Genomic DNA, 22,430 nt, shown 5'->3' on the forward strand with positions numbered 1-22,430 from the left:
TCTATCCGGCTTTCACCAGCCTCACGGCATCGGGCCCGAGCAGGGTCCGAAGCGAGTGGACCAGATCTTCTTCAGGGGTGACGCGAAGCCGGCGGGACTGCATCCGGGCCGACTCCCCGTTGCCATCGTTCCACTCAATATAGACCGGCGCCGGCCCATCGTGGCTGGCGCACAGCGCGGCCACGGCCCGCATGTCGTTGGCCGAAGGCGGGTTAGGAGCCGACCACCGGATCGACAGGGCCACCGCGCCGATCTTCCGGAAGTCTGACAGCATCCGGGCCGACTCGACCACGAACGGGGCGCGGTCCTCGCCCCGGTCCCGCTGGCTGTACCCCCCCGTCAGCAGCATGCAGCCGTCGACCACGATGGTTCCGTTGAGCTGGGCCCAGGCGTCGGGAAAGACCAAGGCCTCTGCCGTGCCGTGAAAGTCCTCCAGCACGAGCCGAGCGTACTCTTTGCCGGTCTTCTTCGAGATCTGGCGTTTGACGGCCGTCACGACGGCGCCGATGGTGACCTGCTGTTCACTCCAGGTTGCCAGGGTCGCCGTGGTTCGGGTGCCGAACAGCTCGACCTCGCTCCGGTACGGCTCGAGCGGATGACCCGAGATGAAGAAGCCCAGCAGCTCTTTTTCCCGGGCCAGCCTCTCTGCCTCGGTCCATTCCGGCAGGTCGGGCAAGTCCGACGACTGCGGACGTGCTGGCGCCGGGGCGTCCCCGAAGAGCGATCCCTGGCCAGCCTCCCGTTCCTGGTGGAGAAGTTGCGCCTCGCCGAGGGCGTTGTCGAGGGCCGCCATGAGCTGGGCCCGGTGCCCCGGGAGCGAGTCGCAGGCCCCGGCCGCAATCAGCGATTCGATGACCCGCTTGTTGCAGAGCCGCAGGTCGATCCGGGTGACGAGGTCGGTCAGACTCGTGATCGGCCCCTCGGTGCGGGTGCCCACGATCGACTCGATGGCGCCGCGGCCGACATTGCGTACGGCGCCGAGTCCGAAGCGAATCCGGGTATCCTCGACCACGGTGAACTTGAAACCCGATTCGTTGACGTCTGGCGGCAGCACCTCGAGCCCGAGTTCGCGAGCCTCGTTGATGTACTGCACGACCTTGTCGGTGTCGCCGATCTCCGATGACAACAGCGCCGCCATGAACTCGGCCGGGTAGTGGGCCTTGAGCCAGGCGGTCTGGTACGACAGGATGGAATAGGCGACGGAATGTGACTTGTTGAAACCGTAGCGACCGAAGGTTTCGATCTGGCCCGACAATTCTTCCATCAGGTCGGCATCGTGCCCCAGAGCTTTGCCCCGCTCGACGAACTTGCCGAGTTCTTTCTTGATCAGCTCGGCGTCCTTCTTACCGACCGCCTTGCGGAGCACGTCGGCTTCGGCGAGCGAGAAGCCCGCGAGCACGTTGGCAATCCGCATCACCTGTTCCTGGTAGGTGATGACGCCGTAGGTCGGCTCCAGCACGTCGACGAGCGACGGGTGCGGGTACGACACCGGTTCCTGGCCCAGCTTCCGCTTGATGAACACCAGATGCATGCCGGTGTCGAGCGGTCCTGGGCGGAGCAGTGCGTTCGAGGCGACCAGATCGTCGAAACGGTCGCAGCGCATCTGGCGGAGCGTTTCGGTGGCCAGCGACGATTCAAACTGGAAGACGCCGGCGGTTCGGCCGCGGCGGAGCAGTTCGTAGACGGCCGGGTCGTCGAGAGACAGACCGCTCATGTCGAGGTCGACGCCATGCCGATCCTTGACCATGTTGACGGCATCATGGATCACGGTCAGTGTCTTGAGGCCCAAGAGATCCATCTTGAGCATGCCGACTTTCTCCAGCGCCACCATGTCGTACTGCGTAATGATGGGGGCCTCACCGTCCTGCGAGGCGCCGGCGCCTTTGGTCGGTGCGGTGCAAACCGGGACATACTCCGGCAGCGGCCCCGGGGCGATGACTACGCCAGCTGCGTGGACCGACAGGTGGCGTGAAATTCCTTCGATTCGCGACGCCAGCTCTGCCATCCGGGCGTACTGCGGCGAGAGGCGGACCAGTTCCGACAGCTCCGGAACCTTCTTGACCGCCTCTGGAATCGTCAAACTGTAGGCCGGTCCTGACGGAATCAGCTTGGTGATCTTGTCCGCCTCGCCGGGCGGAATCTTCATGACCCGCGCGACGTCCTTGACGGCGGCGCGGGCCTTCATCGTGCCGAACGTGACGATCTGGCCGACGCTGTCGCGCCCATACCGGTTCCGGACATACTCGATCACTTCGCCGCGGCGCTCGAAGCAGAAGTCGACGTCGATGTCGGGCATCGAGACGCGTTCCGGGTTGAGGAAGCGCTCGAAGAGCAGGTCGAACTGGAGTGGGCAGACGTCGGTAATGCCGAGACTGTAGGCCACCAGCGAACCGGCGGCCGAGCCACGGCCGGGTCCGACCGGGATACCGCGCTCTCGCGCGGCCGCGATGAAGTCCTGCACGATCAGGAAGTAGCCCGAGTACCCCGCGGTGATGATGACGCCGAGCTCATAGCGGAGCCGCTCGGTCACGGCGTCCGGCAGCGGCGTGCCATAGCGCCGCTCCGCTCCCTGCGTAGCGAGGTCGGTCAGCAGTGCGTTGTCGTCGGCGTATCCCTTGGGGCGGGGAAAGCCGGGAACGTAGTAGCGCTTCTCGAAGTCGAACTCGCAGAGGTCGGCGACCTTGACCGTGTTGTCGAGCGACTCCGGCACCTGCGAGAAGAGCTTGCGCATCTCCTCTTCGCTCTTGACGTACGTTTCCGAGCCAGTAAAGCGGAAACGCTTCGGGTCGTCGAGGTCGGCGCCGGTGCCGATGGCGAGCAGTACGTCGTGGGCCTCGGCGTCTTCTCTGCGGAGGTAGTGGGCGTCGTTGGTGGCTACCACGGGCAGGCCCAGGTCGCGCGAGAGCTCGAGCATTCCGTCGAGCACCTTCTTCTCGTCGGGAATGCCGTGATCCTGAATTTCGAGCCAGAACCCCTCGGGGCCGAAGGTCTGCGAGAACCACTGCGCGGAGCGTTTGGCCTCGTCATACCGGTCGGCGCGCAGGCTTAGGGCCACCTCGCCAGACAGGCAGGCTGCCAGGCAGATGACGCCTTCGGCGTGCTCGGCGAGCACCTCTTTGTCGATCCGGGGGCGGCGGTAAAAACCCTCCACGTAGCCGATCGAACTCAGCTTGATCAGGTTCTTGTAGCCGACCCGGTTCTTGGCCAGCAGCACGAGATGGCTGTAGTGGGCCGGTGCGTCGGCCGGCTTCTGGTTGGAGCGCCGGTCGCCGAAGGCGAGATACGCTTCGAAGCCGAGAATCGGGCGGATCTTGCGGGCTCTGGCGGCCTCATAGAACTCCCAGGCGCCGTGCATGTTGCCGTGGTCCGTCACGGCCAGGCTGTCCATACCCAAGCTGCGAACGTAGTCGACCAGGACCGGGATCTGGTTGGCCCCGTCCAGCAGGGAGTACTCGCTGTGGGTGTGGAGATGGACGAAACCCATCGTCGGAAGACCTTAGACTCTGCGGCGGCCAGCGGGCCACCCCAATGAAGCGTGCCTCCCGATCCGGCTCCGGACGCGGCTCCGGTCAGGGGGGCACAGTGTAAGCCTTGTCGCTGGTCGGAGGCCTTCGCGCGGGCTATTTTTTGCAGGGTACCAAAGCGCGCATCCGACAGCGTTTCGGAAGCTATCCACGATAGCTGACGTTGTCAAAACACCTTGATTTTCAACGAGTTACCATGCAGCTGGCCGATTCAAATGCGCGCGGTACCCGGGGCCGATTCCTGATCGCTGCTGTGGCGGTTTCCGCCCTGGCATCCTGCAGCTCGGAACCGACCGATCCGGTTCCACCGCCTCCGCCCCCGTCGGCCGGTGTAGCGGCCTGTGCCAGCCAGCCGGTTACCCAGCTGGCGGTGGGCCAGCATGCTCTGATCGACCCGGCGACCCGGAACGGCTGTGTTCGGGTCCCGGTCGCCGGCGCCGAGGGTGCCGAGTACCTCTTGGTCGTGGCGTCCGGGACGGGCGCCAGGTCAGCCTCCGGCATTGCAGGCCCCTACCATCTTGCCGTCGGGAACCCAGCACTGGCGGTCTCTGCCGCGGCGGCCGCCATACGGGACGACGAGCCGTTCCGGATCGGCCGCCGAACCGCCGCAGACGACTTTCACGACATGCTGCGGCGGAAAGAGGCCGAACTGGTGGCGAGCGGCGCGGCGCGTACGCCCGTAGCACCGGCTCCGGGTATCGCCGCTGCTCCGCCCGTGGTGGGACACCAGCGCACCTTCAAGACCTGTCGGACCGTGACGTGTGCGCAGTTCGACGACGTCGTCGCGGTGGCGCGCTACGTCGGCACCAAGGCCGCGATCTACATGGAAATCGACGTCCCCAAGGTCGACACCCTTCTCGAAGTCGACTTTCAGGACCTGGGACGGACCTTTGACGTCTACCACTATCCGATCAATCTCGCGGCGTTCGGGGCGGAGTCCGACCTGGACAACAACGAGCGGGTCGTGATTCTGCTCACCAAGTCAGTCAACAACCTGACACCCGACTGCACCAACGGCCGGGTGCTGGGCTACTTCTATGGCGCCGACCTGCTGACCGGCCCCAACTCGAATCAGGGAGAGATCTTTTACACCCTGGTTCCGAGTCCGGCGACGGCCACGTGTTCTGCCGTGAGTCGAACCGCTGCGGTACGGATCATCAAGCCGACTCTGATTCACGAGCTGCAGCACATGATCAATTGGAATCAGCGCGTCATCCGGCGCGGGCTCAGTGCCGAAGAGACCTGGGTCAACGAGGCCTTGAGTCATTTCGCCGAGGAGCTGGCCGGGCGTCTCATTCCCGATGCAGAGTGCCCGGGGTACTCCTCGTGCCGGAGCCAGTACATCTCGTCGAACATCATCAACTCGTACGACTATCTGGCCGATCCGGAAAGCCATTTCCTGGTCTATCCAACCTCGTCGAACGGCAGTCTCGAGGAGCGGGGTGCGAGCTGGTTGTTTCTCCGCTGGGTGGTCGATCACTTTGCCACCGATTCGATCCTGGGCGGCGATTTCACCCCGAGCCTGGTGAGTGCGGCAGGCGGAGCGGCGTCGTTTGCGGCGCGCACCGGCGTGTCGTTTGCCGACCTGGTCACCGAATGGCATATGGCGAATTATCTCGACGACATGCCCGGGTTCGTCGCGACCAGTTCGCGTCTGCGTCTCAAGAGTTGGGGACTGCGGGGCGTCTGGACCAATCCGGTCAATCAGTCGACCGCCACTCCGCCCGGGCCGTTCACTGGATTCCCACTCACTCCGGAACAGGTTAGCGGCAACTACACCCGGACGGGCACGCTGCGGGGGGGCAGCGCACGACACCTCCGCCTGGTCCAGAGCGCCAACGGTGCAGCCCTCGACGTGCGGCTGGCCCGGAATGCGGCCGGCGACGCCATCGACCCCGCCCTCGGGGCCCGATTTGGCATCGTCAGGATCCGTTAGGCGAGCCTGCTGCCTGGCGGCGTGGCTTGAGCCCGCCGCCGGGTGGAGGCAGATTCCGCCATACCAATGAAGGCTCTCCTCCTGCTGCTCGGCGTGGCCGCGGCGTTTCCGCTAGCTGCGCAAACGACTCGGCCAACGCCCGCCATCGTGTCGTTTCCGGCCAACGTGCGCGCTGCCGGTCTGGCCGGCGCCGGTGCGGCAATGCCCGGGTATGCCGGCTCAGTCTTCAGCAATCCCTCGGGGCTCGCCCCGATCCGGGCGCTGAGTCTCGAGGGCACCTTGGCTCGTCTGCCCGATCGGTCGACCTACACGATGGGTAGCGCGGCCTTTCGGATCGCCGATTTCAATCTCGGGGGCGGTTACCAGTACCTCCGGTTGCCGCGGGCCAGCCCGATCTACGACAACCTCAGTTGGGTGGCTACCGCCGTCTACCGTCGAAGTGGTCTGGCCTTGGGCACCAGCGCCAAGTACGTCTCGGTCGAAGACTCGGCCGGAACAGTGGCCCGCGCGGTGACCTCGGACATCGGTGCCACGGTCGCGTTCTTCGACATCGCGGCGCTGGCGCTTTCGGTTCACAACGTGGGTGAGTGGACGGTCTCGTCCGGCGGGCTCGAGCTGCCGCGCACCTGGCGCCTTGGCTTCAGCATGAATCTGCTCGATACCTACTCCAATGGACGCCTGTTGGCCACGATCGAGACGGCCTGGACCGAGCGACAGAGCCGTCGCACCGTTTTCGGCCTCGAGGCCGGTGCGGTGTTTTACGGGCTCGGGCTGATCGGACGGATCGGGCACGGCGGACAGCCGGATGGCGTCTCCGGAACCCTGTCGAAGACGACCTACGGCGGCAGCCTCGTCGCGGGCAGCGCGCGGTTCGACTACGCCTATCAGCCGGAGAGTCCCCTGGGCAAAGGCGTCCATCTGTTCGGCGTCCGCTGGACCCCGTGAGAAAGAAGCGGATCGGCATGGGAATCCTGATTGCAGCCGTCGCGCTCTTCGTCGGCTACGGCGCCGCGTACCTCGCGAGCGACGACGTGCGCTACCTGAGCCGAGCAGGCCTGGAACAGACTCGCATCCTGCAGAAGCGGAAGCCGCTCGAGCAAATGCTCCGCGACACGACGATTCCCGCCCGCGACCGGGCGTTTCTGCAGCTGGTTCTCGACGTGCGTGAGCATGCGGCGGCCATCGGCCTGGAGGCCAAGAACACGTACACGGCCTATACCGATGTCGGGCGCGACACCCTGCTTCTGTCGCTGACCGGCTCACGCAAGGACTGCATTTGTCCGGTCACCTGGAAGTATCCCATCGTTGGCCGGGTGCCGTACAAGGGATTCTTCGACGTCGGGATGGCAGAGCGGGAGGCGACAAAATGGGCCGAGCGCGGTTATGACATCTCGCTTAGGCCTGCGGCCGCATACTCGACCCTCGGCTGGTTCAACGATCCGCTCCTCTCGACTGCCCTGGTGCGAGATTCCGTCGAACTGGCTGCGCTGGTCTTTCATGAGATTGCCCACAATACCCTGTACGTCAAAAGCGCCACGCCCTTCAACGAGAGCGCGGCGCAGATGATCGGGTATCGTGCAGCCGAGGAGTTTTTCCGCGGGCGGGGCGACTCGATCCGAGCCGACCGGGCCCGCGATCGCTGGCTCGATGAGATCGTCCTGGCCGAGTACTATCGCGAGCTGATCGATACGCTGACGACGTTTTACGACAGCAAGCCCGAAGGCGCTGCGCTCGATGAAGGGAGGGCGGCCATCGGTCGCTGGTCGAAGGACCGGTTGGAGGGACCGATCGGTGCGCGGCTACGTACCTATCAGGTTGCAAGACTGGCCGAGCGGCCGATCAACAATGCTCAGCTGGTCGGGGTACTGATCTACCGAACCCATCTCGATTGGTTCGAGCGCTGGTACCAGCAGCACGGGGGCGAGGTGGCCCGGAGTGTGGCCGAACTGATCAAGCTGATGGAAGGCGCCGAGGGCAGTGCTGCGTTCGAGCGACTGGCGGCAGCGATCGGGGTCGACCCTGCCGCTGCCGCGTCGGAACTCAGCGGCCTGCCAGGGCCGGACTCGGTTCTGCCGGAGCGGGCGGCGCCTTGAGCTCCCGAATCGCGTTGCGGTAACGTTCGATGTTGGCCTTCTTGACACCTTCGTAGCCGCGAATCATGTCGGGCAGGCGGGCCAGGGCGACTGCCCGGGCATGCGTTGCGCCCGACAGTGCAGCCAGTTCCGCTTCGATCATCTCCCGGTATTCGTCGATCAGGGCCCGTTCGAGCCGACGGATGCCGTCCCGGCCAAACGGGTCGAGCCAGGATCCGCGAAGACCGCGTGCCGAGCGGAGCAGCCGAAACATGGGGCGGAACCAGCTTCCCAAGGCGAGCTTCCGTTTGAGTCCCATGGCGCGGAGGGCCGGCGGATGCAGCCGGTACTGGATTGCGGCGCCGGCTCCAACCGCATCGTCGAGGGCGGTCTGGAACGCCGGGTCGAGCATCAGGCGGGCAACCTCGTACTCATCCTTGTAGGCCATCAGCTTGTAGAAGTACCGGGCCGTTGCCTCCGCCAGCTCCGAGCCGAGCCCGAGCGACTGCTCGCGCTGAGCGACCTGGGCGACAAAGCCGAGGTAGCGCTCTGCGTAGCTGGTGTTCTGGTACGCGATCAGGTCGGCCGCGCGGTTCGTGAGCAGCCGTTCGAGCTCCGGGCTCGTTGCGGCAGCCTCGATCTGACCACGCAACCCGTCGGGCAGGACCGGCGCGGGTTGTGACACCGGGGCGCTGCTCGCACCGGTGGAAATCGGCGTTTCGGGTTGCCATGCCGGGTCGATCACGAGCTGGCGCCCCAGTCGGAACGCCTGGGTATTCATTGCCGCCGCAGCGCCGTTCAGGGCAATGGCTGCCTCGATCTTGCTTGCGGCAATCGGAACCACGCCCGCCTGATAGGCAGCGCCAACCACAATGAAATTGGCCGCCAGGTGTGAACCGAAATAGCGGTCGGCCAAACTCTCGGCGTCGAGGTACACGTTGGCGTCAGCGCGCGTGGCGGCATCGATGCGGCGGTGCAGCATGTCGCCGGAGGGAAAGCCCACCGCGGCATTCCGCACCATCAGGCCGGTTGGAATGCGGCTCGACGAGACAATGGCGACGGTGCGATCGGGCCGTGCTCGCACGAGATGTCGCGCGTCGGCGGCGGTCAGGACGTCGAAGCCGATGTATGCGTCGGCCTCGCCGATGCCCACCTTGTTCGACATCTCCTCGGCGGTGGCCGCGATCTTCAGGTGGGACACGACCGCGCCACCCTTCTGACTCAGCCCGGTCTGGTCGAGGCAGCGCACCGAGCGCCCGTCGAGCAGCGCGGCCGTGCCCAGGACCTGATTGACGGTGACGACCCCGGTGCCGCCGATACCCATGAAGTACAGATTCGCGCCGGCAGTGACCCTCCGAGCCGGTTCCGCCAGCGCAGCCGCCGGAATCTCGAACATCGGAGCTGGCGGCTTGGCAGCGTGCCGGGACGAGGCGCCCTGCTGGCTGGGCACCGCGGTCACGAACGCGGGACAATCGCCGTCGAGGCAGGAGTAGTCGGTGTTGCAGGACGACTGATGGATCCGGGTCTTGCGACCGAACTCGGTGTCGACCGGCATCACGCTGAGGCAGTTCGACTTGACGCCGCAGTCACCGCAGCCTTCGCAGACCCGCTCGTTGATCACCACTCGGAGCTGGCGTTCCGGCGCGAGGCCGCGCTTCCGGCGACGGCGCAGGTCGGCGGCGCAGTGCTGATCGTAGATCAGGGCGGTGACACCCGGCGTTTCGCGGAGCTCGCGCTGCGTCGCGTCGAGGGTATCGCGAGACCGGACCTCGACGCCCTTCGCGAGCGTGACGCCGCGATAGCGATCGAGCTCGTCGGTGAGCACGACGGTGCGCTTGACCCCCTCGGCGGCGAGCTCGCGGGTCAGATCCGGAATCGCGATGCTGCCGTCGGCATGCTGGCCGCCTGTCATCGCGACCGCGCCGTTGTAGAGAATCTTGTAGGTGATATTGGTCCCGGCGGCAACCGCCTGGCGGATGGCCAGCGAGCCGGAGTGGAACAGGGTACCGTCGCCGATGTTCTGGAAGATGTGAGAGGTACCCGAGAACGGCGCCGCCCCGACCCACTGGGCGCCTTCGCCGCCCATCTGGGTAAAGCCCGCGCCGACCCGCTCCATCGTCACCGCCATGCCGTGGCACCCGATGCCAGCGGCTGCAATCGAGCCCTCGGGCACCACGGTCGACCGGTTGTGCGGGCAGCCCGAACAGAAGTACGCCAGTCGCTGCGCCGCCAGTCCGAGCGGAGCTGCCGGTGCTGCGCGGCCTCCAGTTACCCTGGCGAGTCGGGCGCCGATGTCGGGAAGTCGCGCCTCGAGGCGTCCGGCGATCAGCGGGAGCAGCGTGTCTGCGTCGAGCTCGCCATGGCCGGGAATCAGAATCCGCTCCTGCTCATCCCGCTTGCCGACGACTCGTGGCCGATCGGGCATGCTGTAGAGCGCGTCGCGGACCAGCAGTTCGAGGAAGGATCGCTTTTCCTCGAGGACCAGGACCTCTTCCAGGCCAGTCGCGAAGCGCCGCAGGCTGGGCCCGTCGAGCGGATAGAGCATATCGATGCGCAGGAGACGAATCCCGGCGCGGTGCAGATCGGCCTCCGTCAGGTCGAGCCGTGACAGGGCCTCGCGCAGGTCGAGGTACGTCTTACCCGCGGCGACGATGCCGAGCCAGGCGTTGGCCGGATCGACCACGACGCGATTGAGGCCGTTGGCCACGGCAAAGTGGCGGGCGGCCTCGAGCCGTCCTTCCCAGAGCTCCTGCTCGAGCTGGAGGTTGTACGGCGCGAACAGGGTATGGCTCTGGGTTGGCGCCCATGGCTTGCCGCCGAACTCGAACTCCGGGCGGATCCAGTCTGATTGCTGCGGAGAAACGCGAGCCGTCGAGAACTCGTCGGCCACGTTGGTCGTGATTTTGACGCCGACCCAGAGGCCCGAATAGCGCGAGAGCGCGAAACCCTTGAGTCCCAGATCGATGACGCCCTGGACATCGCCGGGGTAGAGCACCGGCATCTGCGCATCGAACAGCGCGACTTCGGAGGCGGACGGAACGGTCGAGGATTTCGAGGCCGGATCGTCGCCGGCAACCGCGAGGACGCCGCCGTGCTTGCCCACGCCCGTCAGGTTGGCATGGCGGAAGGCATCGCCGGTGCGATCGACGCCTGGGCCTTTGCCGTACCAGATCCCGAGCACACCGTCGTAGCGCGGCTGAGGCAGCAGGTTTGCCAACTGCGCGCCAAAGACCGCGGTGGCGCCGAGGTCCTCGTTCACGCCGGGAAGAAAGGTGACCTGGTGTGCGGTCAGGATCTTGCCGACTGCCGCCAGTGCCGAGTCGTAGCCGCCGAGGGGAGAGCCGCGATAGCCGGAAATCAGGGTGGCGGTATTGAGACCGGCGCGTCGATCGGCACGGTGCTGATCGAGCGGCAACCGGACCAGGGCCTGCACGCCGGACAGCGCGATGGTGCCATCTTCCAGCAAATACTTGTCGTCGAGCGACGAACGGGCGCGGTCGGTCATTCTCGGAATCTATGCTTGCGAGGCTCGAAGCGCCTGTTTGTCGATCTTACCGATCGGCAGCATCGGCATATCCGTTGCGACGACGAATCGTTTGGGAACTTTGTAGTTTGCGAGGGCGGCTCGGCAGTGCTGTTCCAGATCGTCGGGCGTCGGCGACCGGCCCGGATGGACCAGCACGAAGGCGTGACCGACTTCCTGGAAGGTCGGGTCTGCGACGCCGATCACCGCCGCCATGGCGACATCGGGATGGCTTTCCAAAACTATCTCGATCTCGCGCGGGTAGACATTGTAGCCGCCCGACTTGAACATCTCCTTGAGCCGGCCGATCAGCCGGTAGCTGCCATCGGGGTTGACCGTGCCGAGGTCGCCGGTGTGCATCCAGCCGTCGGCGGTAAAGAGCGCCGCAGTGGCCTCGGGGCGGTTCCAGTAGCCGAGGGTGAGGAAGTCGCCGCGGACCTGGACCTCGCCGGTCTCGCCGGGGGGCAGGGCGGTGCCGTCGCTGGCTGCGATACGCATCTCGTACTCGTCGACCGGCCAGCCGATCGATCCGGCGAGGACTTCGATGCTGTCGCTGTCGAAGGTAAAGGTGACCGAGCCGACGGTTTCGGTCAGGCCGTAGGCGCTTGCCAGGTCGGGACATTTGGTGCGCAGTCGCTCGATCAGGGTGACCGGGGCTGCCGCGCCGGCCCAGATGATCAGCTGCACCCGCGAGAAATCAGTAGCTTCGAAGCGCGGGTGGCGGGCCAGGTACTCCAGCGCAGTCGGCACGTGGCCCAGGACGGTGGCGCCTTCCTGCTCCAACAGCTCGAGCATGCCGCCCGGCTCGAACTGCTCCTGGAAGATGAGGGCGCCGCCGGGTACCAGGGTGTCGCAGGTGATGTCGCCGGCGCAGCCGATATGATTGATCGGCAGATTGTTGACCATGCGAAGCGGCTGAACGGGCCAGACACCGTGCTGGACGCGAGCCACCCGAATCAAGCCGTGGTGACTGATCAGGGCACCTTTCGGCTGGCCGGTCGTGCCGCTGGTGTAGACGATCAGGCAGGGGTCCGTCGTGGAGACGGATGCCCGCACCTCGGTAAGCTGCGTATCTGACAGGGCAGCCCCGGCCTCGAGGAAGCGCTTGCGTGAGTCGGGGGCCTCGTCGGGGCCGTCGAGGGCCACCCACTGTCGCACCCCGGGGTGCGCAGCGGCCAGAGCCGCGAGGTCGGCGCGGTAGTCGCGGTCGCCCACCGTCTGTCGTGCAAAGACGAGCGATGGGGTCGCGTCGCCCAGGACGTAGTCGAGCTCGCGGCGCTGATAGCGGGGATTCAGGCCGACCCAGATGGCGCCGATCGATGCCGCGGCCAGAAACGTGACGTAGAAATCCGGGTGGGGCGTGGACAAGGTTGCCACTCGATGCCCGGGACGCACGCCGGCCGCGAGCAATGCTCGTGCGTAGTTGTCGACCTGATCGGCCAGCTCCCGGTATGACCACCGCAGCGGCCGGAAGATGACGGCGTCTCGGTCAGGATCGATGCCGGCCCAGTACCTCGGGTAGTCACTGATCAAATCCAGCCGAGGAGGCCGCTTCGCTTCGGGAAGCGGGCGAGCCGGCCGGACCGTCCGGGTCATCTCAGGCGTTCTCGTGCTTGCTGGCAATCCGGGCGTGGCCGGCGGAGCCGTTGACCCAGAGCGCCAACCACTCTGCGACGAGGGCGGGGCGGGTTTTACCCTCGATCTCGACCGTGACCCCGTACTTGAAGCGCGCTTCGCCAGGGCGCGGCTCGGTTCGATCGAGCAGTGTGAAGCGCGCCCGAATACGGCTGCCCACCGGGACAGGTTCGATCAGGCGGACGCGGTCGAAGCCGTAGTTGAGGCCGTAGCCGTCGCGGTCGACGCTGTCGGAGCCGCTCCAGCCCAGCACCTCGTGGCTCAGGTGCGTCAGGAGCGACATGGTCAGAAAGCCGAACGACACGGTTCCCCGAAACGGGCTGTGCTCGGCGCACCAGGCGGGGTCGACGTGCATGGGATCGGCGTCGCTGGTGACCTTGGCAAAGGCATCGACGCGATCCTGGTCGATCAGGAGCCACGAGGAGACACCGATCTCCTGTCCGATCTGATGCAGGCGTGCGGGCTGAGTCACAAACGACCCTCCGATCTGGGTTCGGAGCGGAATATAACACTTGTTGTGTAAGAGGGGTGGCGGGGGAAGCGGCCTGCGACTGGAATCCGCTCCCCGCATCGGCTAGATATGGGGCTCCCTCATCCTATGTGAATGCCGTGGCCCTCAATTCAAACGCCATTGACCAGCAGCGCGACCGCATGCTCGCGGAGCTGGTCGAGTTTCTCTCGATTCCGAGCATCAGCGCCCTGCCGCAGCACGCCACCGATTGCCGCCGGGCAGCTGACTGGCTGGTGCGCCGGTTGCAGCGGCTTGGATGCCCCAAGGTGGAGGTCATCGAAGGCAACGGCCACCCGGTGGTCTATGCGGAGAGCCCGGCGGTCCCCGGGGCGCCAACCCTGCTCATCTACGGGCACTACGACGTGCAGCCGGTCGATCCGCTCGACGAATGGGTCTCGCCGCCCTTCACGCCAACGGTGCGTGATGGCCGTCTCTACGCGCGCGGCGCCGCCGACGACAAAGGTCAGGTCTTTTGTCTTCTCGAGGCCTATGGCGCGGTGCTCGATGCCGAGGGCAAGCCGCCGATCAACATTCGTTTCATGATCGAAGGCGAGGAGGAATCGGGCGGTCACGTGATCCAGGACCTGCTGGCGCGCGAGCCCGAACGGGCTCGGGCGGATGCCGTCCTGGTCTGCGACATGTGCTACTTCGATGCTGGCTGGCCCGGCGTGTACACCGCCCTTCGCGGCATGTGCTACGCCGAGATCCAGGTGCGCACCTTGCAGCGGGATCTCCACTCGGGTTCTTACGGCGGGGCCGCGCCCAATGCCCTCGAGACCCTGGTCCGGCTGCTGACCGACCTCAAGAAGCGCTCGGGCAAGATCAACATTCCCAAGCTCTACAAGTCGGTCGAGAAGCCCTCACGCGCCGAGCGGGACGGCTGGAACAGCCTCCCATTCGACGAGGCCCGATTCCTCAAGGAGGAAGTGACCGGCCGTGCGTTGACCGGGGTCGAAGAAGCCACCGTGCTGGAGCGGATCTGGGCGCTGCCAACCTTCGAGATCCACGGCATCAAGGGTGGGTTTGTCGGTGAGGGGGCCAAGACCGTGATTCCCGCGGTCGCCACCGCGAAGGTAAGCCTCCGCCTGGTGCCTGGGCTGACGTACGAGAAGGTGTCGAAGTGGCTTGCCAAAGCAGCAGCGAGGCTGGCGCCCGACTACGCTGATGTCACCGTAACCATCCTCCACGGTGGCGATCCGATTCAGATGGATGTCAGTCACCCCGCGTTCGGCAAACTCGACGAAGCATTCCGCGAGGTCGTCGGACGCGGTACCGTGCCGGTGCGTGCTGGCGGGTCGATTCCCGTGGTAGCTGACTTTGCGAAGTTGGGTGCGCCCGTGGTGCTGAGCGGAATCGGGCTTCCCGATGACGGTCTGCACTCGCCTAACGAGAAGCTGGATCTTCAGCAGCTCTGGGACGGCGTGGTGGTGTTCGGCAGGTTCTTCGAGAAGCTGGCGGAGAAGGGAACCGCGTCGACGGGTCAGGCGGCAACGGCTCCGGAGGCGTGAGCCCTTGCAGGAGGCGTGCGGCCATACGCCGCACGCCTCGATGCTATTCCGGCTCGGGCGGTCGCTTGAAGGTGCCCGAGTAGCGCGCTTCCGTTCGCGCCTGGAGTTCATCGACGCCAATCAGCGCGCGAACCGAGGCAATGATGCCGGCGACGACATCATCGGCCCAGTAGGCATCCGGCTGCTCTGCCTTTGGCAGCGCAGCCGATTTCGCTTCGAGGAAGCGAATCGCAGTGGCAATCCATTCGCTCTGAGCGCCTTCGACCAGGGACCATGAGGCCGTGGCCCGCAGTTCCATTTCGGACAACTCCGATAGCAGGCCGTCGATGCCCTCCGTGACTGCAGCCGATCGCAACTGCTCGGCGATGGCCGTGAGAAGGGCGGCCCGCTCAGACTCCTGCGGCTCCGGCAGCGGCGCGAGGTAGTGGCGCTGATCGGCCACCATTTCCGCCAGACGGACGCAGACAGCCCGAATACTCGGCATGAGCGCCGGTGGAACCTCCTGCGCCCATCGAGAGGCAGCCTGGAGGATATCCCTGACCTTGTCGCCTGCGGCGGCGTCGATCTTCGCGCGATCCATCGGTTGAGCCATAACGCGGGAAAGATAACCGATTGGGGCGGCCAGTGGCCAATTGCAGGACTCGGCTACGAAGAGTGGTGCGTTCGGCGGGCCTGTTGCTCTGGACTACGATGCGGTCGCGATCGGTGCCAGATCGGCGGGGCTGCCGATAATCGTGGCGCGATCGAAGATCCGCCCGAACGCCTCCGTCACGGCCTGACGTACCCGCGCGTCCAACTCGCCACTGTGCCCGCTCGAGCCGAGTTCGGTCGCGATGCTGGTCATGGTAACGCCGTGAATGCCGCAGGGAACGATCCACTGAAACAGATCGAGTGCGGTGGTGACGTTGAGGGCAAAGCCATGAAAGGTGACCCAGCGCTTCACGTGGATGCCGATGCTGGCAATCTTGCGACCGCCGGTCCAGACGCCGGTGAGCCCTGGATTGCGATCGGAGGGCACCCCGAGCTGAGCAAGCGCATCGATCAGCGCCTGCTCGAGCTGCCGGAGGTACCAGTGAAGATCGGGTCGATGCGACTCGAGGTGGAAGATCGGGTATCCGACGAGCTGCCCGGGGGCGTGCAGGGTGACATCTCCCCCCCGCTCGATCTCGAACACCTCGAGGCCCCGGGCCTCGAGCGTTAGGCGGTCGAAGGGCAGGCTGGTTGCCCGGGTGCCGCGGCCGAGCGTCACGACGGGGTCGTGTTCGACGAGTAGCAGGAGGTCCTCGGTCCGGCTGCCCTCGACCCGCTCCCGGCAGAGGCGCCGCTGCAACTCGAGCACTTCGCCGTACGGACGGCGGCCCAGGTCAACGACCCGAATTGCCGCTGTCACGACGCCTCAGGACGACGCCGGGATCGCAATAGTGCCGCGGCTCCAAATGCCAGAACCGCGAGGGCAGCGAAGCCGACTCGGCTCGGCAGGCCGTCCGGATTCGGCGACACTAACGCCAGCGCCGCCTGGTCTGCAAGAACGGTCGTGGCAAAACCGGCCACGAAGGTGCCGAGTGCCGCCATGATACCGACGACACCGCGGCGGAAGGGATCGCGCGTCGGCGCTGAGAGCCGCCAGGCGATGATGCCGGCCGCGAGGCAGGAGAGGATGGCGCCCGCGAACAGCAGCTGAATCGGGCCGCTTGCCAGGGCGTTCGACAGCGCGGCCCGGGCGTCGGGCGCCGCCGGCGGAGGAGCTCCCATCTGCAGGGTGCGAACCGCGAAGCTGACGATCGCGGTAATGCCGATCCCCGTCAGCACGGCAATGGTCAGGGATCCAAACACCAAGCCGACGGGCGTTGCCGTCGGCTCGGTCTGATTCGGAGTGGGCGTACCGGTCGTCATGCCTCAGGTATGGATGACGCGGCCCATCGAGTCGAGCGCCGCCTCGGCAATCGCTTCGGAGAGCGTCGGGTGGGCATGGATGGCGAGATCGACTTCTTCCACCGTGTACTCGTTTTCGCGCGCCACGGCGAGTTCGTGGATCATCTCGGACGCATGGCCTCCGACGATCGTGGCGCCCAGGATTTCGCCGTACTTCTTGTCGCGAATGATCTTGACGAAGCCTTCGGTGTCGTTCGAGGCCCGTGCCCGCCCGTTGGCGCTGAAGGGGAACTTGCCGACCTGATAGTCGAGCTTCTTCTCCTTGCACTGATCTTCCGTCAAACCGATGCTGGCGACTTCTGGATGGCAGTACGTCACGCTCGGCACGTTGTCGTACTTGATCGGATGCGGCTTGTGTCCGGCAATGACCTCGGCGACATAGGTGCCTTCGCGACTGCCCTTGTGCGCCAGCATCGGCGGACCGGCCACGTCGCCGATGGCGTAGTAGCCGGCGGCGGTGGTTTCCAGTGTTGCGAGGTTGACCTGAATGAAGCCGCGATCGGTCAGCTTGATCCCGACCTTGTCGAGGCCGATGTCTTCGGTGTTGACCGCGCGCCCCGCCGCCATCAGAACCTTCTCGACGGTAATCGTTTCGGTCTTACCGCCTGCTTCGACTTCCAGCGTCACGTCGTTCGCACCGACCGTGGCCTTCTTGACCTTGGCGCCGGCGAGCACGGCAATGCCGCGCTTCTTGTAGCTCTTGGTCAGCACGTCGGACGCGTCGGCGTCTTCGATCGGGATGATCCGCGGCAGGGCTTCGATCAGGGTGACCTTGGATCCGAACGCGTTGAAGATGTCGGCAAACTCGGAACCGACCGCGCCCGCGCCGACGATCGCAATCGAGGCCGGCACCTTCTCGAGGAACAGGGCCTCATCGGAGCTGATGACCGTGGTCTTGTTGATCTCGAGTCCAATGGCGGGAATGCCTTTGACGCGAGAGCCCGTCGCAATGATGACGGCCTTGTTGGCGCTGTGCGTATCGCTGCCGACCTTGACCTTCTTGCCGGGCAGCAGCGTTCCGGTCCCTTTGATAACGGTGATTTTGTTCTTCTTCATCAGGAACTCGACACCCTTCGAGTTCTGCTCCGACACCTGGCGCGAGCGCTTCATGGCCACGCCGTAGTTGCCTTTGACCTCACCGACCTCGATGCCGAGCGCCTTGGCATCATGGCTGATCAGATTGAGTGCGTAGGCACTGTGCAGCAGCGCCTTGGTCGGAATGCAGCCGATGTTGACGCAGACGCCGCCCAGCTTTTCCTTTTCGACGACCGCCGTCGAGAGACCGAGCTGCGCAGCGCGAATGGCCGCGACGTAACCGGCGGGACCGCCGCCGAGCACGATGACATCAAAGGTGGACACAGCAACCTCGAGGGTCAGGGTTGAAAGGCGGCGCCGCGCGTCGCCCGAGTCACAAGAGTCACCACACCAGGGCGACGGGATTCTCCAACAGCTGCTTGAGCGTCTTCAGGAACTCGGCGCCGGTGGCGCCATCGATGACGCGATGATCGCACGACATGGTGATTCGCATCCGCTTGCGCGGCACGATGGTGCCGTTGACCACTGCCGGAATGGTGGCGATCGATCCGATCGCGAGAATCCCGGCCTCGGGCGGATTGATCACGGCAGTGAAGTGCTCGATGTCGAACATGCCGAGATTCGAAATCGAGAACGTGGCGCCGGTGTACTCGTCGGGCTGCAGCTTGCGGGCCCGCGCCCGGCCGGCGAGCTCCTTGGCCTCGGCGCCGATTTCGAGCAGTGACTTTCCGTCGGCGTTGCGGATGATCGGCGTAATCAAGCCGTCTGGAATTGCCACCGCCATACCGACATGGATTTCGTTCCACTGGCGGATATGGTCGTCCTGCCACCAGGCGTTGACGGCCGGGTGCGCACGAAGCGCCAGCGCGGTGGCGCGCACCACCAGGTCGTTGAACGAGACCTTGGCGGCGTCGCCGTAGGCACCCTTGAGCTGGTCGCGGAGATCGGCGGCGCGCTCCATGTCGATTTCCGACGTGAGATAGAACGTCGGAATCGGCCCGATCGACTGCACCAGCCGCTTGGCGATGGTCTTCCGGATCTGCGACAGCGGAACGTCGACGAACGCCGGGCCGGCCGGCTTGTCGGCCTGCCGAAGGGATCGTGCGGGTGCAGCAGCGGCCGACGACGCGGCAACGCCGTCGAGGTCGCGCTTGATGACCCGACCTTCCGGGCCGGACCCGCTGACCCGCGCGAGGTCGACGCCCTTCTCGGCTGCGATCTTCCGGGCCAACGGCGACGCCTTGACTCGTCCGGTTGCTGCGGAGGAGGCAGACACCGGCTCTGCAGCGGTCTTGGCGGGCGCGGCCTTGGCAGACTCATCTTTGGGGGAATCGTCTTTGGGCGAGTTGTCCTTGGCCGGCTCCTCCGCAGGCGCATCTGCCGGCGTGGCGGCGGCGGCCTCGGGCTTGGCCTTCTTGTCGCCCTTGGGCGCTTCGGGCGCGGCCTTGCCTCCGTCGACATTCTCGCCCGGCTCACCGATCCAGCCGACGAGGTCCGATACCGGCACGGTGGTGCCTGCCGCCACGGCCTGCTTGAGCAGGACCCCGGCACCGCGGGCGACCAGTTCCATGACGGCCTTGTCGGTTTCGACTTCGGCCAGCACGTCGCCGACGGCGACAGGGTCGCCCTCGTTCTTCTTCCACTCGACGAGGCGCCCTTCCTCCATCGTGGGCGAGAGCGCCTCCATCACGATCTTGGTGGCCATCAGCGATACAGCACTTTCTTGGCGGCGTCCTGAATCTTGGCGGCATCGACCTTGGCCGCCCGCTCCAGGAACTTGTTGTACGGCATGGGCACGTCAGCGCCGGTAACCCGCAGGACCGGGGCGTCGAGCGCATCGAAGGCCTCGCGCTGAATCGTGTCGACCACCTGCGCCCCAACGCCTGCAAAGGACCAGCCCTCCTCGGCGACGACGCAACGATTGGTCTTGGCAACCGAGGTCAGGATCGCTTCGACATCGAGCGGCCGAATCGTCCGCAGGTCGATGACTTCGGCTTCCACTCCATCCGCAGCAAGCGCCTCCGCCGCCTTGAGCGACGGGGCCACCGTCTTCGAATGGCAGATGATCGTCACGTCGTTGCCGGCGCGCTTGATGTCTGCCTTGCCGATCGGGACCACATGATCCTCGTCCGGCACTTCGTCCTTCAGGTTGTAGAGCATCTCGCCTTCGATGAAGACGATCGGGTCGTCGTCGCGAATGGCGGCCTTGAGCAGACCCTTGGCGTCGGCGGGCGTGGCCGGCGCGATAACCTTGAGCCCCGGGATATGGGCGTACCAGCTCTCGAACGCCTGCGAATGCTGGGCAGCGAGCTGCAGCGCGGCGCCACCGGGCCCGCGGAACACGATCGGTACCCCGACCTGTCCACCCGACATGTAGCGCATCTTGGCGGCGGAATTGACGATCTGGTCGATCGCCAGCAAGGCAAAGTTCCAGGTCATCATTTCGATGACCGGCCGGAGGCCGACCATCGCGGCGCCGACGCCGATGCCGGTAAAGCCCAATTCGGCAATCGGGGTGTCGACCACCCGCTTGGGGCCGAACTCCTTGAGCAGACCGCGGCTGACTTTGTAGGCGCCGTCGTACTCGGCCACCTCTTCACCCATCAGAAAGACGCGGTCGTCGCGCGTCATCTCTTCGCGGAGCGCCTGATTGAGCGCGTCACGATACGTGACCGTAGCCATCAGTTGCTGCCCTCCTCGCCTGTCGGTGCGTACACGTCGGTGAAGAGCTCCGACGGATCCGGGTCGGGCGATTCTTCCGCGAAGGTGTAGGCGTCGTCGACTTCAGCGGCGACATCGGCCTCGAGGGCCTGGTGCTGCTCGTCGTTCCAGTACCCGGCGCCTCGCATCACATCGGCCAGCACCTGGATCGGATCGCGGCGCCGGTACTCGTCGACCTCTTCCTTGGTGCGGTAGGTGCCGTGCGCTGCGTCGGACATCGAGTGGCCGACGTAGCGGTACGTCTTGATTTCGAGCAGGGTCGGCTTCGACTCCGCCCGCGCCCGATTCACGGCGGCCTCGACCGCCGCACGCACCGTAAGCACGTCCTGCCCATCGACCGTTTCCGCCGGCATGTCGTATGAGGTGCCGCGGTCCGAGAGGCTCGTTACCGCTGCGGCGCGCGAGACGGCGGTGCCCATGCCGTAGCCATTATTCTCGACGATGAAAATGGCGGGCAGCCCCCAGAGTGACGCCATGTTGAGCGTCTCGTGGAAGGCGCCGATGTTGACTGCTGCCTCACCGAAGAAGCAGACACAAACCTGATCGCCGCCGCGGTACTTGTGGGCGAACGCGACGCCCGCAGCGAGCGGAATGTGGCTGCCCACGATGCCGTGGCCGCCCAGGAATCCGAGCGAGGCATCGAACAGGTGCATCGAGCCGCCCTTGCCCGACGAACATCCGGTCGCCTTGCCGAACAGCTCGGCCATCACGGCCCGGCTCGTCATGCCGCGAGCGAGGGCGTGGCCGTGTTCACGATAGGCGCTGATGATGTGATCGTCGGGGCGCAGGGCGGCCATGGTGCCGACGGCCACCGCTTCCTGGCCGATGTAGAGGTGACAGAACCCGCCGATCTTGCCCATCGAGTAGGCCTCGCCGGCGCGCTCCTCGAACCGGCGGATCAGGAGCATTTGCCGCAGGAAGGAGCGATGGAGGGCTTGGGTGGCCTCGTCCGGCGGCTTTTGAACCGGCGGCTTGGCACTCGACGTCTTCTTGGTCGTTGTCGTCATGAGTTCGCTTTGGAAGCCTTGGCCTGGTCGACTTGCTCCCAGGCGTGATAGCTGGATCGGGTGAGGGGGCTGGCTTCCACGTGATCGAAGCCCATCTCCATCCCGATGACCTTGAGTTCGGCAAACTCCTCGGGGGTGTAGTACCGAGCAATCGGCAGGTGGCCGTCCGAGGGCCGAAGGTACTGGCCGAGGGTAAGAATGTTCACGTCCGAACGCCGCAGATCCCGCATCGCGTGCAGCAGTTCGTCCCACTCTTCACCGAGGCCCAAAATGATGCCGGACTTGGTGAGTCCGTCGGGCACCAGCTTGCGGGCATTCGCGAGCACTTGCAGGGCGCGCGGATAGCGTCCGCCCGGTCGGGCCAAGCGGTAGAGTCGCTCGACCGTTTCAAGATTGTGGTTGAGAATGTCTGGCCGGGCCTCCATCACGATGGCCAGTGCCTTTTCCGATCCCTTGAAATCCGGAATCAGCACTTCGACCGAGGTCTGCGGCAGGCGCTTTTTGATCTCGGTAATACACCCGGCAAACGCCTCGGCGCCCCCATTCTCGAGGTCGTCGCGGTCGACCGAGGTAATCACCACATGCTGCAATTCCATCTGCGCCACGGCGTCGGCCAACCGGATCGGCTCGACCGGGTCGTAGGGTGCCGGGGTACCGTGGGCCACCGCGCAATAGGCGCAGTTGCGGGTGCAGACGTCGCCCAGGATCATGAAGGTGGCGGCTTTGTGTTCCCAGCATTCGCCGATGTTGGGGCAGCGGGCCTCCTCGCACACGGTATGCAGGCCCAGGTCCCGCATCAACTTCTTGATCTTGATATAGTTACCGCCCCCCGGGGCTTTGACCTTGAGCCAGGAGGGCTTGCGCTCGAGGGGAGCCTCTGCGACCGCGAGCGGGCGCCCGGCTTCCGGAGCGGCGGGGGAACGGGTCAGTTGCACCAGCGGCAGCGCCAACGTGATCTCCAATGCTGAGAGCGGAATCCAACCCAGAAGAATAGTCGCGAAACGGCACGGCGAGAAGCGGCGGCGG

Annotated in this window: 16 protein-coding genes; 4 read left to right on the top strand and 12 right to left on the bottom strand. The window is 65.6% G+C overall.

What is annotated here, in order from left to right:
• Nucleotide 1: 1 nt before the first annotated feature.
• Complete coding sequence (dnaE, locus tag KF785_11455; protein MBX3147371.1) at nucleotides 2-3,484, bottom strand: DNA polymerase III subunit alpha; 3,483 nt, start codon at nucleotides 3,482-3,484, stop codon at nucleotides 2-4.
• A gap of 236 nt (nucleotides 3,485-3,720) precedes the next feature.
• Between dnaE and KF785_11460 the strand changes: the two genes are divergently transcribed.
• From KF785_11460 to KF785_11470, 3 genes are all read left to right on the top strand, one after another.
• Entirely contained in the window at nucleotides 3,721-5,460 is a 1,740-nt protein-coding gene (locus KF785_11460) for a hypothetical protein (protein MBX3147372.1), read from the top strand.
• Nucleotides 5,461-5,526: 66 nt separating this feature from the next.
• Nucleotides 5,527-6,405 (top strand): hypothetical protein, encoded by an 879-nt coding sequence (locus tag KF785_11465; protein ID MBX3147373.1) that lies wholly within the window; start codon nucleotides 5,527-5,529, stop codon nucleotides 6,403-6,405.
• Between the two features lie 17 nt (nucleotides 6,406-6,422).
• Entirely contained in the window at nucleotides 6,423-7,553 is a 1,131-nt protein-coding gene (locus KF785_11470; GenBank protein ID MBX3147374.1) for an aminopeptidase, read from the top strand.
• On the opposite strand, the gene KF785_11475 is transcribed toward KF785_11470, so the two are convergent.
• From KF785_11475 to KF785_11485, 3 genes are read right to left on the bottom strand one after another with little or no spacing between them, the layout of a single operon-like run.
• On the bottom strand, nucleotides 7,501-11,037 hold the full coding sequence (locus KF785_11475; protein ID MBX3147375.1) for an indolepyruvate ferredoxin oxidoreductase family protein: 3,537 nt from the start codon (nucleotides 11,035-11,037) through the stop codon (nucleotides 7,501-7,503). The genes KF785_11470 and KF785_11475 overlap by 53 nt on opposite strands.
• A gap of 9 nt (nucleotides 11,038-11,046) precedes the next feature.
• Nucleotides 11,047-12,651 (bottom strand): acyl--CoA ligase, encoded by a 1,605-nt coding sequence (locus KF785_11480; GenBank protein MBX3147376.1) that lies wholly within the window; start codon nucleotides 12,649-12,651, stop codon nucleotides 11,047-11,049.
• Nucleotide 12,652: 1 nt separating this feature from the next.
• Nucleotides 12,653-13,162 carry a MaoC family dehydratase gene (locus KF785_11485; GenBank protein MBX3147377.1) on the bottom strand — a complete coding sequence of 170 codons (510 nt, stop codon included), beginning with the start codon at nucleotides 13,160-13,162 and terminating at the stop codon, nucleotides 12,653-12,655.
• 137 nt (nucleotides 13,163-13,299) lie between these two features.
• Between KF785_11485 and KF785_11490 the strand changes: the two genes are divergently transcribed.
• Nucleotides 13,300-14,709, top strand: coding sequence for a dipeptidase (locus tag KF785_11490; GenBank protein MBX3147378.1), 1,410 nt, complete (start codon nucleotides 13,300-13,302; stop codon nucleotides 14,707-14,709).
• A 43-nt stretch (nucleotides 14,710-14,752) separates the two neighbouring features.
• Here KF785_11490 and KF785_11495 read toward each other — a convergent pair whose 3' ends face one another.
• The 8 genes from KF785_11495 to lipA form a co-directional block, all read right to left on the bottom strand.
• Nucleotides 14,753-15,289 (bottom strand): hypothetical protein, encoded by a 537-nt coding sequence (locus KF785_11495; GenBank protein MBX3147379.1) that lies wholly within the window; start codon nucleotides 15,287-15,289, stop codon nucleotides 14,753-14,755.
• A 105-nt stretch (nucleotides 15,290-15,394) separates the two neighbouring features.
• Nucleotides 15,395-16,099 (bottom strand): lipoyl(octanoyl) transferase LipB, encoded by a 705-nt coding sequence (gene lipB / locus KF785_11500; GenBank protein ID MBX3147380.1) that lies wholly within the window; start codon nucleotides 16,097-16,099, stop codon nucleotides 15,395-15,397.
• Nucleotides 16,096-16,602 (bottom strand): hypothetical protein, encoded by a 507-nt coding sequence (locus KF785_11505; protein ID MBX3147381.1) that lies wholly within the window; start codon nucleotides 16,600-16,602, stop codon nucleotides 16,096-16,098. Before KF785_11505 ends, lipB begins: the two co-directional genes overlap by 4 nt.
• 3 nt (nucleotides 16,603-16,605) lie before the next feature.
• A complete protein-coding gene (gene lpdA / locus KF785_11510; GenBank protein ID MBX3147382.1) occupies nucleotides 16,606-18,000 on the bottom strand; it encodes a dihydrolipoyl dehydrogenase in 1,395 nt (464 codons plus the stop codon).
• Nucleotides 18,001-18,058: 58 nt separating this feature from the next.
• On the bottom strand, nucleotides 18,059-19,381 hold the full coding sequence (locus KF785_11515; GenBank protein MBX3147383.1) for a pyruvate dehydrogenase complex dihydrolipoamide acetyltransferase: 1,323 nt from the start codon (nucleotides 19,379-19,381) through the stop codon (nucleotides 18,059-18,061).
• A complete protein-coding gene (locus KF785_11520) occupies nucleotides 19,381-20,358 on the bottom strand; it encodes a pyruvate dehydrogenase complex E1 component subunit beta (GenBank protein MBX3147384.1) in 978 nt (325 codons plus the stop codon). The genes KF785_11515 and KF785_11520 overlap by 1 nt, the downstream gene beginning before the upstream one ends.
• Nucleotides 20,358-21,404, bottom strand: a complete 1,047-nt coding sequence (gene pdhA / locus KF785_11525) for a pyruvate dehydrogenase (acetyl-transferring) E1 component subunit alpha (protein MBX3147385.1) — start codon at nucleotides 21,402-21,404, stop codon at nucleotides 20,358-20,360. Before pdhA ends, KF785_11520 begins: the two co-directional genes overlap by 1 nt.
• Nucleotides 21,401-22,396, bottom strand: coding sequence for a lipoyl synthase (gene lipA, locus KF785_11530; protein ID MBX3147386.1), 996 nt, complete (start codon nucleotides 22,394-22,396; stop codon nucleotides 21,401-21,403). Before lipA ends, pdhA begins: the two co-directional genes overlap by 4 nt.
• Between the last annotated feature and the right edge of the window lie 34 nt (nucleotides 22,397-22,430).

Source organism: Gemmatimonadales bacterium (genome assembly GCA_019637315.1).
Classification (GTDB): domain Bacteria; phylum Gemmatimonadota; class Gemmatimonadetes; order Gemmatimonadales; family GWC2-71-9; genus SHZU01.